Source organism: Bradyrhizobium sp. USDA 4472 (assembly GCF_054058595.1).
The window spans coordinates 1-12,685 of sequence record NZ_JBSSAM010000002.1 but is presented as its reverse complement, the minus strand read 5'-3'; the positions used below and the strand labels follow the sequence as shown (position 1 = coordinate 12,685).

Annotated in this window: 10 protein-coding genes; 4 read left to right on the top strand and 6 right to left on the bottom strand. The window is 61.6% G+C overall.

Translation table 11 applies throughout. The features are described from left to right. Positions 1 to 252 precede the first annotated feature (252 nt). On the bottom strand, positions 253 to 414 hold the full coding sequence (locus tag ACVWZ4_RS35580; protein ID WP_456705458.1) for a hypothetical protein: 162 nt from the start codon (positions 412 to 414) through the stop codon (positions 253 to 255). A gap of 273 nt (positions 415 to 687) precedes the next feature. Then, positions 688 to 918 (bottom strand): hypothetical protein, encoded by a 231-nt coding sequence (locus ACVWZ4_RS35575; RefSeq protein WP_456705546.1) that lies wholly within the window; start codon positions 916 to 918, stop codon positions 688 to 690. 202 nt (positions 919 to 1,120) lie between these two features. Here ACVWZ4_RS35575 and ACVWZ4_RS35570 point away from each other — a divergent pair, with 202 nt between their 5' ends. After that, the gene (locus tag ACVWZ4_RS35570; RefSeq protein WP_456705459.1) at positions 1,121 to 1,801 is read left to right on the top strand and encodes a protein-L-isoaspartate(D-aspartate) O-methyltransferase; all 681 of its coding nucleotides are present in this window, start codon (positions 1,121 to 1,123) and stop codon (positions 1,799 to 1,801) included. A 32-nt stretch (positions 1,802 to 1,833) separates the two neighbouring features. Here the strand turns inward: ACVWZ4_RS35570 and ACVWZ4_RS35565 are convergent, their stop codons facing one another. Further along, on the bottom strand, positions 1,834 to 2,238 hold the full coding sequence (locus ACVWZ4_RS35565; RefSeq protein ID WP_456705460.1) for a hypothetical protein: 405 nt from the start codon (positions 2,236 to 2,238) through the stop codon (positions 1,834 to 1,836). Between the two features lie 540 nt (positions 2,239 to 2,778). Beyond that, positions 2,779 to 4,809, bottom strand: coding sequence for a transcriptional regulator (locus ACVWZ4_RS35560; protein ID WP_456705461.1), 2,031 nt, complete (start codon positions 4,807 to 4,809; stop codon positions 2,779 to 2,781). 116 nt (positions 4,810 to 4,925) lie between these two features. Between ACVWZ4_RS35560 and ACVWZ4_RS35555 the strand changes: the two genes are divergently transcribed. Genes ACVWZ4_RS35555 through ACVWZ4_RS35545 form a run of 3 tightly spaced genes read left to right on the top strand, consistent with a single transcriptional unit; the run spans position 4,926 to position 10,944 of the window. Next, a complete protein-coding gene (locus ACVWZ4_RS35555) occupies positions 4,926 to 6,020 on the top strand; it encodes a PLP-dependent cysteine synthase family protein (protein WP_456705462.1) in 1,095 nt (364 codons plus the stop codon). Positions 6,021 to 6,030: 10 nt separating this feature from the next. Beyond that, positions 6,031 to 7,506: a pyridoxal phosphate-dependent decarboxylase family protein gene (locus ACVWZ4_RS35550; RefSeq protein WP_456705463.1), complete on the top strand. Its 1,476-nt coding sequence runs from the start codon at positions 6,031 to 6,033 to the stop codon at positions 7,504 to 7,506. Between the two features lie 45 nt (positions 7,507 to 7,551). Beyond that, a complete protein-coding gene (locus ACVWZ4_RS35545) occupies positions 7,552 to 10,944 on the top strand; it encodes an AAA family ATPase (RefSeq protein ID WP_456705464.1) in 3,393 nt (1,130 codons plus the stop codon). A gap of 379 nt (positions 10,945 to 11,323) precedes the next feature. Here the strand turns inward: ACVWZ4_RS35545 and ACVWZ4_RS35540 are convergent, their stop codons facing one another. Continuing rightward, a complete protein-coding gene (locus ACVWZ4_RS35540; RefSeq protein WP_456705465.1) occupies positions 11,324 to 11,800 on the bottom strand; it encodes a hypothetical protein in 477 nt (158 codons plus the stop codon). Between the two features lie 375 nt (positions 11,801 to 12,175). Beyond that, the coding region (locus tag ACVWZ4_RS35535) for a trimeric intracellular cation channel family protein (protein ID WP_456790521.1) at positions 12,176 to 12,685 on the bottom strand (510 nt) is incomplete at its 5' end.

Sequence of the window (12,685 nt, the reverse complement as noted above, 5' to 3'; positions counted from 1 at the left end):
TATGTGCGGTCATTCGCGGAGGCGATAGCAACGCGCGCAGGCATCTGTGAAACCGGCATCGCCGGTATCCGTTCCCTTCCTTGCAATACCGTCACGTCGCGCGACCAGCGCTCGGCGGTATTGAACGCGACGATTTGCGCTGGATGGGCTATACGGGTCTTCCAGAAGGCGGCAAAGAAGCGACGCGGGACTGTTTTGTTCGTGAGCCTCGCAGCAGGGGCGCCCGACCGCGCCTCTGAGCGGAGGCCTTACTCAAGGTTTTCCGTCCTTCCGATCGGACGAAGCACTGGCTCGGCGTTCGTATTCTTCCGCCATTGCGGTGAGCCGCTCGATCACCTCAGGATCGGTGATGGAAGCAGCCAAGCGCCTGCACCTCTGGGCCTCGGCAAGTAATCGGGTCTTCTCGTCTTCCATTGCAGTTTCCAGCCCGCTTTCCTTAGGGCGGGGCACGGCTCCTGCGCAGGTGCCCGTGCGTCAGCCGTCCTTCGGCGCATCCTTTTTTGTATGTCGCGGGCCAACTCTCGCCGAGGGACTCGACCCGCACCTCCCGCCGCCGCCCGCCATCGGCGACCGTCAGCTCGGTCTCGGGCTTGCACAGGTCGAGCCGTCTTCGAGCTCTACGCCGTGGCTCCCGGACCGGGAGGGAATCTTCCACCGGCGCGTCCCTGACGTCCCGGTCGGCGGTAGCTACTTCTGCCCGGAGGGCGCCTGCGCATTCGAATCGTTCGGGGTCTTTTGTTTGTTGGCTTCATGATGCCCGATCGCGCATCCCGCCGCAGCGCCAAGCTTACCGTGACCGGCCATGTGGCCCGCGACACCACCGACGATGGCTCCCTTGATGCAGCCCTTTGCGTCCGCGCCGGAGGCCGAAGCCAGCGCCATTGCGGCCACGAACGCCGCCGTAAACAGCAATTTCATGTGCTTCTCCTCGCTCGTTTTCGCAAGATCAATTCGATCGGGAGGCGGTCGTTCCCGCTGCGAGCACGTTCCTGACTGCAGATTCGCAATTTGGTCATCCGGGGAAATCGGCCCCGTCAGCGAACCATCTCGCCAAGGAGCAAGTCGCTCGCCTCCGAGTTTTCCCATCTGCTGCAGCGGATCGTCCATGCCTGGAGAGGTTATGCGCGGGATCAAGGAGAGCAGACGGTCCAGGAGGTCCCGCTTCCTCCGCGATGCGATGGTCGACGTGCAAATTGCCAGCCGCGGCATTTGCAGCAGGCAGGTCCTGCTGGCGATGCGGCAGGTGCCGCGCGAAGTCTTCCTTGATCGGCGGTTCGCCGAAGCCGCGTACGAAGACAGCGCGGTACCGATCCCGAAAGGGCAGACCATTTCTCAGCCCTACATCGTCGCCAGGATGCTCGAGGCCGCCGCGATCGCCAAGTCGGACCGGATTCTGGAGATCGGCGCGGGCTCGGGTTATCTGGCGGCACTCGCCGCCAAGCTCGGGCGAGAGGTTTGCGCGATCGAGCGCCACGAGGCATTGGTGCGCCGCGCCCGATCGCGCCTTCGGCATCTCGGCTGTCTCAATGTGGATCTGCGTCATGGCGACGGGACCGCAGGATGGCCGGAAGGCGGCGAGTTCGACGTGATCCTGGTGTCGGCCGCCAGCGCACAGACGCCCGTGATCCTCAAGACTCAACTGGCTCCGTCGGGACGACTTCTCATCCCGCTCGGCGATCCTGACGGTGTGCAGTGGCTGACCAAGCTGACAAGAGAGGCGAACGGTCAATTCGTCGAGGAAAGGATCGAGGAGGTCCGCTTCGTTCCTCTTGTCTCCGGCAAGGAGCTGCGGACGTCATGACGGCCAACCTCGACCTTGCGAGACCTTCGAACTCAAGATGCGCTGGCCCGTGCCCGTTCACGAGCTTCCCGGCGCCGCTCGCAGCGTTCGCGCCGTCGTTTTGCCCGCTCGGCGGGCTGCCGCAGCACAGACACCAGGGCTGCGGCAGCCTCGGGCAAAGGCTCCTCGAATATCTGGTCGGTCCCAGAGCGAGCCTCCATGAATTCCAGCGCTGTCCGCCCCTTCGCGGTGATCTTCCAGCCGCCGCTTTCGCGCTCGACCAAGCCTTGCGAGAAGATGTCGAGATCCGGCATGCGGGCAGCGAGCCGCTGGGTGCGCTCCGCCCAATCGCGGCCGCTCGTCGCCAGAATCGCCATGTCGCGCTTGAGGTCGGCCATCACGGCGAAACCAGCCGGATAACTCACCAAAATCTTCAGCACCGTCACCTGGAAGTTCACCGCGATCCCTGCCCGGTTAGCGCCACATGGTCGGCGCGCGAGAGAGTGCGTGGTGACCGACGGAGAGCTTCGGGCGAGATTTGCCCCTTGCTAGCGGCTTCCAAGATCTTCGACGCGACGTGCGTGCGTGCCCCGATGTCGCGCTGCGAAATGCCCTCGCTGACTTCATCGAGGACCGCGCGCAAAAGCGCGGTGCGGTATCGAACATGAATTGCCCCCAGACGGGAAAACCCAAGCAGCATAGCGGCCTTTTCAGGTCTTGGGAGTCATATATGTTAAGACCGCCGCCACCACTGCGAAATCGACGTCTACTGTGAGTTGATGGATGCCCTCTATCAGGCGCGCCGGGGTGGGCTTCCTGAGAACAAGCATGCGTGGTTGCGTGGGCTGTCCAATGCGCCCTTGTAGGCAAGGAAGCCGCCTGACGATTGTGGTGGGTCCGCGCCCCGCCGACGTCGCGCCAACTTGTTGTGCGGTCACTTGTTCGGTATCGCGCCACGCCATATTGAACGCCTGTCGACGCTCGGATCGCAATGGGCGTTACGCCATGCCGATTTTTCCCGCAGCCTGGCGGAAAAGGCCCGCAGTTTCGGCGGAGAACTGGAAGGCGTTCAAATACTCGTCGACATTAAACCGAGGCCGCGCAGCGCGGATTGCCCGGACAAACACACCGGCTTCCTCGATCCTGCCAGCAAGCACCTGACAGAAGGCGGCGGTCGCAAGGATAAAGATATGGGCGTTCGGCTGCATCGCCGCCTTGACCGACCAGGCCGCAGCCTCATCGAACCGGCCCAGTCGCATGTAGGCTATCCCCTTGCTTGCCAGCATGCCGAACATGAGCGGATCGAAGGGGCTTAGAACGCGTGATTGGTCAGCGGCCTCGATCGCGGCAAGCGGATCGCGCGACTGCGAATGGACGAAAGCCAGGGTGTAATGGCCGAGCGCGAAATTCGGACTAAGGTCCACCGTCTGCCGCAACTCGCCGATAGCCTCGTCATGTCGACCGATTAGCCAGAGGGCTCGGCCCATTGCCCAATGCGCGGCGGGATCGTGTTCGTCGACAATGAGGGCGCGCCCGGCAGCCTCTAAAGCGTGGCTAGTGTGTGATTTTCGATCGTCCCACTGCTGAAACGCGCTTTGCCAATGGGTAAACGAAAGACCTGCATGAGCGCGAGCGAAGGTCGGATCGAGTCCAACGGCCATCTCGAAAAAACGTCGGGCGGCGTCGTTCTCCGTTTGTGTGAAGCGGTACATATGCCAAAGGCCGCGGTGATAGGCCTGCCAGGCATCGAGCGAGTCGGGCGGCTTCAGCACCGCGCGGTTGCGCTCGACTGCTTCAATCTCGCTCGCAATCGACGCAACGATTCGATTGCCGATGTCGTCGATGACCGAAAACACAGCATCCTGCTTGCGATCGAAATCGTCGGCCCAGAGAATTCTTGCCGTAGCGGTTTCGATCAACTCTACGCTCACGCCGAGCCGGTTCGGCCGACGGCGCACCGATCCGGTGGCCACATAATCGACGTCGAGCCGACGGCCGGCATCTTCCGGCCCGACTCGTCGAGGGCCGAGGGCGAAGACAGATCCCTCGGCGATGACGAAGAAACTCCGCAGCTTGGCGAGCCGCGTAATGATGTCGTGCGTGAGGCCGTCGGCCGCCTCGCCGGCGCCCTCCCGCCGGTCTGGCAACGCATGGAAGGGCATCACCGCCAGTGAGGGGCGGCACGTCGCTCTCGACTGGGCTGCGGCATCAGCGCGAGGTCCGGGAGTTGCCAATTGCACCACGGCGGCGCTGCCTGGAGCTCCTGCATGCAGCGCTTCGCATACTTTCAGCCAAGCCTTGCGGACGGGCTCAAAATCGAGAGCCTCAGCCTCGTAGAGTCGAGCCGCGACATTTAGCTGGCGCTTGCATGCATCAATCCGGCCGCGCTCGGCGAGGCGGCGCAGAAGTTCAGTCTGCGCCTTGTCGTCGAATGGGGCAATCTCGACCCATTTTTGGACCGCCGCGAATCCCTCGCTGGAATGCGCAGGCAGGCTCTCGGCCAGCCTTTGAAGAAGCGCCGCGCGAAATGCCGCGTATCGGCTTTGCTGTGAGGTAAGCCAGACGTTGAATTCGGGACAGCGTTCGATCGCAAGCCCTTCGAGCAGTTCGCCGCTGTAGTGCTCTGAGAGGGATTGCAGCTGGTCCACCGTGAGCGTCTCGACCCCCTGTTCCATGGCGGAAGCGACTTCGATCGCGTCCACTAACCAGCCGTCCAGTCGCAGCGCGACCGTATCCACGGACGTGACGACCATATTGCTGTGGGAGTCGCCGAGAAGGCTCCTCAGCTTGCTGAGGCACCAACGAAGCTCTCCTCTCGGGTCATTGGCAGCCTCGTCCCAAAGCAACTCGCACAGCCGGCCACGTTGCGTTGGGCGTTGTGTGAGGGCGAGATAGCCGAGAAGGCCGCACGTTTTCCGTGAGGCCGGCAATACCAGCGGCGCGCCATCCCGTTCAATCGCCAGCGGCCCCAGCATCCGAAGCCGAACGCCGACGGGGTGGGCATGGCATCCCGGGGATTTCGATTCCATGGCCATTTCCACGGTCGCTCCAACGGACGCGGCTCCCAAATGCTTGTATCATTGAATTTATTCGACCGCATCTGGCATTGCACCGGATGTCTCGCCGGGCAGACGGGAGGACAACCATGCTGACCGCAGCAACCATCAGAAGCACACAGGGCCGTGGCCGCCTTTTCGACAGCGTCCTCGATACGGTCGGCGATACCCCGGTGATCAGGGTCAATAATCTCGGAGTCGAGGGCAGGACGATTTACACCAAGGCGGAATTCTTCAACCCGGCGTCGTCAGTCAAGGATCGGCTCGCGCTGAACGTGATCGAGGCAGCCGAGCGCGCCGGCATTCTAGATCCTGGCCAGACAGTGGTAGAGGCGACCAGCGGCAACACCGGTATCGGGCTCGCCATGGTTTGTGCTCAGAAGGGCTATCCGCTCGTGGTGACCATGGCCGACAGCTTTTCCGTCGAACGGCGCAAGCTCATGCGCATGTTGGGCGCCAAAGTGGTGCTGACCCCTCGGGCGCAGAAGGGCTTCGGCATGTATCAGAAGGCGGTTGAGCTGGCGGAGACCCACGGCTGGTTCCTCGCTCGGCAGTTCGAGACCAAGGCTAACGCCGATATCCACGAGAGCACGACTGCACGAGAAATCATCAATGATTTTACCGGTCAGCGGCTGGACGTCTTCGTCACCGGATACGGAACGGGCGGAACGATCACCGGCGTCGCCCGCGTGCTCAGGCGTGAGCGGCCGGAGACACGCATTATCCTCTGTGAACCCGCGAACGCCCAACTGGTCGGCAACGGCGCCGCTCAGCAACGCGCCGCCGGCGGGGCGCCTGCTGCAAGTCATCCGGCATGGGAACCGCATCCAATCCAGGGCTGGACGCCGGATTTCATCCCCGCCGTCCTCCAAGAGGCCATCGATTCGGGCTTCTGCGACGAAATCGTGCCAATCGCGGGCGCCGAAGGCATGGCTTGGACAAGGCAGCTCGCCCAGAGGGAAGGCATCTTCACAGGCATTTCCGGCGGATCAACGTTCGCGGTCGCGCGCCGCATTGCGGAACGAGCGGCGGCCGGTTCGGTCATCCTGTGCATGTTGCCGGACACTGGAGAGCGTTACCTCAGCACGCCACTGTTCGACACAATCGAGGAGGACATGAACGAGGAAGAGCTCGCTTTGTCTCGATCGACCCCGAGTTGCCAGTTCGCGGTCGCGGCCGCCTGAGACTCCAGCGATGCGACACCAATCCCAGCGAGCGGGCACATCCCTGGAAGAAACGCTCGATCCGAAGGACTGGACCGATGCGCAATCCGTGGCACACCGCGCCGTCGACGACGCGATCGCTTATCTCCGAGACGTTCGCGATCGTCCAGTCTGGCGAGACATGCCAAGCGAGGTCAGAAAGACGTTCAAGTCGCCTCTGCCGCATTCCCCCACGCCGCTCTCCGAGGTCTACCGCGAGGTCTCCGAAACGTTGATGCCCTATCCAATGGGCAACATCCATCCACGCTTCTGGGCCTGGTACATGGGGGCGAGTAACTTCACCGGAGCGCTGGCTGACTTTCTGGCTGCGGTTCAAGGGTCCAACCTGGGCGGTGGTAATCACGCCGCAGCACTTGTCGACGAGCAGGTCGTCGACTGGTGCAAGGAGATGATCGGCTTCCCGGCTTCGGCGAGCGGCACTTTGGTAAGCGGCGGATCAATGGCCAACATTATCGCCTTGATCGTCGCGCGCAATGTCAAGGCGGGCATCGACGTGCGTGAGCACGGCGTTGGAGCAACCGAGCGGCCGCTCCGATTTTATGCATCCGACCAGATCCACAGCTGCCACCGCAAGGCTATCGAAGCGATGGGGCTTGGAAACTGCGCGCTTCGACGTATCCCAACTGGCGATGATCTGCGCATCGACCTCGGCGCACTCGCTATCGCAATCGAGCGAGACCGCGCCGCCGGCTTTCAGCCAGCCTGCGTGATCGGGACCGCAGGGACCGTCAACACCGGCGCGATCGATGATCTTGAAGCGCTCGCCGACCTCGCGGCACAGGAGAACCTGTGGTTCCACGTCGACGGCTGCATCGGCGCTCTTATCGCCATAGCGCCGGACAATGCCCATCGTGTTCGCGGCTTGGAGCGCGCCGATTCCGTCGCACTCGATCCCCACAAGTGGCTGCATGCGCCGTTCGAGGTCGGGTGCGTAGTGGTCCGCGACGCCGCCGCCCATGTGTCGAGCTTCTCGATGGACCAGGAATATCTCGAAAAAACTCCGCGTGGAATTGCATCCGCACGGTGGCTCCACGAGTATGGCTTGCAGACGAGCCGCGGGTTTCGCGCGCTCAAAGTCTGGATGGCTCTAAAGGAGCATGGTGCCGAGAAATTCGGGCGGCTCATCGATCAGAATATCGCCCAAGCTCATTACCTCGACGGTTTGATCGCCTCGGAGCCGTGCCTCGAGATTGTCGCACGAACCTCCATCAATATCGTTTGCTTCCGCTATCGTGCGCCGGCCCTCGGCGAAAAGGCCTTAAAGGGTCTAAACCTCGAAATCATGATGCGGCTGCAAGAGGACGGCATTGCGGCCATCTCGGACACGACCGTCCGTGGAAAGCACTCTTTGAGAGTTGCGATCAACAACCATCGCACACGGCGTTCTGATCTCGATCTTCTGGTGCGGGAGATCGTCCGCCTCGCGGGACATCGAACTTTGCTATGAGAGCGGAGGAGCAATAGGTCAGCGTCTGCATAGCATTGCGAGGGCATGACCATGGATATTGGCGATTGGCTGCGAAGCATCGGGCTCGGACAATACGAAGTTGCCTTTCGCGATAATGAAATCGATGACAGTATTCTTCGAAGCCTGACGGCTGACGATCTGAAGGACATCGGAGTAACTTCTGTCGGGCACCGCCGCAAGATTCTGACTGCGATCACGGAGCTGTCAGGGGCGGTCACGGATTCCCCGCCAGAGGCGAAAGCCGAGGGCCGGCCTCTCATCCCAGATGCGGTCGAGGCCACGGCAGAGCGCCGCCAGTTGACGGTCTTGTTCTGCGACCTGGCCGGATCGACCGCCATGTCAACTCGCCTCGATCCCGAAGACATGCGTGAAATCATTCGGGATTACCAGGACGTCTGCTCAGGCGTGATCGCGCGGTACGACGGCTTCGTCGCGAAATTTATGGGCGATGGTGTACTCGCATATTTTGGCTTTCCTCGCGCCCACGAGGATGACGCCGAACGAGCTGTGCGGGCCGGGATCGATCTTGCCGATGCAGTCGCCAGGCTTCAGACGTGCGGTGGAGAAGCATTGAAGACGCGCATCGGCGTCGCGACGGGAATCGTCGTGGTTGGAGACCTCGTCGGTCAAGGATCTGCACAGGAGCAGGCCGTCATTGGCGACACCCCCAATCTGGCGGCGCGCCTGCAGATCTGCGCCGGGGTCGGCGGCATCCTGATCGCCGACCAAACGCGTCGTTTGCTCGGCGACGCCTTCGAGCTGAAGCCGATCGAGCTGAACGATGTCAAAGGGTTCGATGCGCCCGTCCGCGCCTGGGCGGTGTTGCGCGAAGCCGAGACAGAGACCCGGTTCGAAGCGTCCCGATCCAGCCCCATGACGCCGTTCATCGGACGTGAGCCCGAAGTCGCGCTGCTCATCGAGCGATGGCGGGACGCGTGTTCGGGCGAAGGCAAGGTCACCTTGCTTTCGGGGGAGGCGGGGATCGGCAAGTCACGCATCTTGGCCACGCTGCTCGAACGCATCGCCGAGGAACCACATCTAGCGATCCGCTATCAATGTTCTCCCCACCACATCAACGATGCATTCTACCCGATTGTCAGCCAGATCTGGCGGACCGCCGAACTTGCGAGCGCAGAGTCTTCCGAGGTGCGACTTGAGAAGCTGGAGACAATGGCCCGCCGTTCGCGGCTCGAGCCGAAGGAGGTCGTTCCGCTTGTGGCGTCGCTATGTTCGGTTCCGCTCGAAGGCCGCTATGTCGAGCTTGAGATGACGCCTCCTGAACAGAAAGAGCGTTTGATCAGTGTATTGCTCGCGCTTCTTGAAGGTCTGACCAGAGAGGCACCGATGCTCGTGCTGCTCGAAGACGCGCATTGGATCGACCCGTCGTCGCTCGAAGTGTTCAATCGTCTGGTCGACAGGACGCCCGGCCTGCGAGCGCTGCTGATCATCACATTTCGCCCGGAATTCGTCGCCCCGTGGCTTGGTCAAGCCCATGTCCATTCGCTGGCATTGAGCCGCTTAGGACGGCGACACGCCCTTGCCCTAATAGATCGCCTCACCGGCGGCAAGGCGCTGCCGGCGGAAGTTCTGGAGCAGATCGTTGCGAAGACGGATGGCGTCCCGCTTTTTGTCGAGGAACTGACAAAGACCGTGCTCGAGTCCGGACTTCTTCGCGAAGCCAACGGCGCCTATGTGCTGACCTCCGTGCTTACGCCGCTCGCGATTCCATCGACCCTTCAGGACTCGTTGATGGCACGGCTCGATCGTTTGGCTCCGATCAAGGAAATTGCACAAATCGGCGCGACGATCGGCCGTGAGTTCTCCTTTGATCTTCTAGAAGTAGCGTCGCCGGTTCAAGGCGTTGCGCTTCAGGATGCGCTTGGCCAGCTAGTGGCTGCAGGGCTTATCTTTCGGCACGGAGCGCCGTCCGAAGTGACCTATGCGTTCAAGCACGCACTTGTCCAGGAAACGGCCTATGGCTCTCTCCTCAAGAATCGCCGGCAGCAGATGCATCAACGGATCGCTGAAAGCCTTCGCGACCGCTTTCCGGAGCGAGCCGAACGCGAGCCGGGCCTCGTGGCGCATCACTTTACCCGGGCGGGATTGCCGAAGATAGCAATCGAATGGTGGAGTCGCGCCGGAAATCGGGCGATGCGGCGCTTTGCCAACCAGGAGGCCGCCCTGAGCTACGTAAACGGCCTGAACCTGATGGCGGAGCTGCCGCCTGGTGAGGAACGCAATCGGCAAGAACTGGGGTTCCGGCTCTCGTTGGGCCCGGCGCTGCTCGCAGCGCGCGGCTACGCGTCGGACGAGGTCGACCGAAATTACCAGGAGGCCAGCCGGCTCGCCGAGTCCTTGTCAGACAGGGAGGCTGAATTTACGAGCGAGCGCGGGCAGTGGCACTACCTGTACGACCGGGGCCAACTCGATCGCGCCTTGGCGATTGCCGAGCGCTTGTGTGCCATTGGGAAGGAGGATCCGAGCGCAGAGAAAAGCAGCCTGGCGTTTCGGGCTTTGGGCTCGACCCTTATGAGCAAAGGCGAATTTGTACGCGCGATCGAAGCGTTCGAGCAAGTCATGAGCCACGGCCGCCAGGCGCCAATTGGGTCGTGCTTTGCGCATCACGGCGAGGAGCCGCACGTCGTCGCGTTGCAGTACAAGGGGCTGTCACTCGCGGTTCGAGGTTATGCCGACACGGGCCTTGCCTCGGCACAGTCGGCGCTGTCGTTGGCCAAGACCTTGAATTTTCCCCTCATGGTAGCTTTCGCTTCGGGCGTGGTCGGCATGGTCTTTATACTCCGTCGTGACTACCGGTCCTGTGTCACCCTCATGCGGGAGCAGATCGACTATTGCTCCGAGCACGGTTTGGTTTTTTGGTCCGCCGCGCACGAGATTCTTCACGGCGCTTCACGGGCCTGTCTCGACGGCAACCCGGAGGGCGTTACGCAGCTAGAGGAAGGTATCCAAAGCTGGAAGAAGACTGGCGCCGCGCTTCATATCCCGACGTGGTTGTCCTATCTCGGCGAGGCGGCGCTCTGTGTTGGCAATGTCGAGAGCGCTGAGGAAGCCGTGCGCAAGGGGATCGACATGTCCGAGAAGCATGGCGATGCCTTCGCTCTTGCGGATCTGAGAAGGCTCGCCGGCCGCGTGCTTCTGCGGCAGGGGCGTCAGGATGAGGCGCGTCATTCGTTCGAGGCGGCCGTGGAGATCGCGCACCGGCAAGACGCGGGATTATATCTGCTGCGGGCCAGCCGTGACCTGGCCCGGCTTGTTGCTGATGGCGACAGCTTAGCCGGTGCTCAAGAGATCCTGTCGCCGATCCTCGCGAGGGTCCCTGAACATCGGGCCGGCTCGGATTTCCAGGAAGCTTCCGAGCTGCTCTCCACGTTGTCGATCAAGCCAGCCAAGGCCTCTTGAGAAACCAAGTGTGGTTCGCTGCTTGGTTTGAATCGGCGCGGCTTTGACCCCGCGTATTACTGCACCTGCAAATGTTACCCTGACGGTGCCATTGCCTATGACGACCGCAAAGACAAGAAATGGTTGGGGCAGGACATCGCTGGTGGCCGAAATCCAACCCTCCTTGAGTCCTTGAGGGACAAGTTATGAATGTAAGGGTCTTTGCTAGGAATGGTCGCTATATCAGTTGTAGTCGCGACATTGGTTCTCACTTGCACCAAGGATGCGAACACCTTTGGTTTCGTTGGCCTCCTTATTGCAACCCGGCCATCGTTGTGATCACGGTTTACCGTTATGCTGAAAGAATGCGATCGTATTCGGTGACCAAGTCCGTCCGGGGTCAAAATTCGAAGAACTCAGGTCGAGCAAAATTGGTCCGCTCTGATGCGATGAGCGGACGCTTCTCAGAGGCGGCGCAGCTTCGCTGATGGCAGAAGCGCACTATTGTGGCGGCGAGCAACTTGATATGAGTAAGGCGTGGCACTCTAGAATGGGAGGGCCGAATGACCATCCGGACCGTGTTATTGGCTATTTGCGTTCTGCTTAGTAGTGCATTCCCGTCGTTTCCAAGGGCAGTTCTCCGGTCAAAGACGACGCCTGGAATCCTGAGCACATCAGCGTTCTTCCCCTTGAAGTGCGACAATACATCTCTGGAATTTGCAAGGGGCCGGCCCAGGCGCAGCATGACTTTGCAACGTACCTTCCGTCCGACAAGCGCTGGCGCATTAACCTCGAATACCTGCGCTGCGATGGCTTGGGTAAATTTCGCCACGGAAGCCTGTGTCTGGACGTCGATTTCGTTGCGGTAGGCGGTCATTTCCGGCTTGCCAACAAACAAATTAGAGGTTGCGGCTTCTGAAGTCGAATGGCCTAGAAATTGACGTTGAAGCCAAGCCTGCTGTCGCTCGAAAACGATGAGTCGAGCGAACCGCCGCCTGCGGTGCGGCAGGCGAGCACCATGCCGTGCGCAAGCTGGATATAGAAGGACCAGCGAAGCGTGCCTGCCCGGATAACGTATCCTGGTCGATGCCGTCATAGGTGCGCAGAAGCTGCAACAACGATTGCTCGACCGAGCGCATGGTGCCGTCGTAGGACTAATCGACGACGGCTCGATGTGGCTGTCCCCGACAATCCGGACCGCGTCTCCGGCTGGTGAAAGGGATCCGGGTGTCACCTGGCCCCACTCTACAGCCTAGTCTTCCTTTCGGATTCCTAGGTCTTGTCGTTCGACCCCTTTCGCGACGGGGAGTTGCCAACCGCGCCTGATCGCCATGACGCGGAGCAGGAAGCACGAAATCAGCGCGATTGTCGTCACCGCGGCGATCGGGAGCTGCAGCATATGACCGATCACCACGATGGCTGCCGCGACCAGCGCCGCGACCGCGTAGAGATCGGCACGCAGCACGGTCGGAATCTCGGCGAGCAGCACGTCTCGGATCATGCCACCGCCGATCCCCGTGACCACGCCGAGTACTGTCGCCATCACCGGATTGAGTCCGAACGACAGCGCCTTCGATGAGCCTGTGACGGCGAACAGGGCTAGTCCCGCCGCGTCGAAATACAGCACCGCGTTGGATAGGCGCACGATGAGGGGCGAGAAGTAAAAGGTAACAAGACCAGCGAGGAACGACACGCCGAGATATCGCCAGTCACCCATGGCTCCCGGAGGGACGGCGCCGATCAGGAGGTCACGGGTGATGCC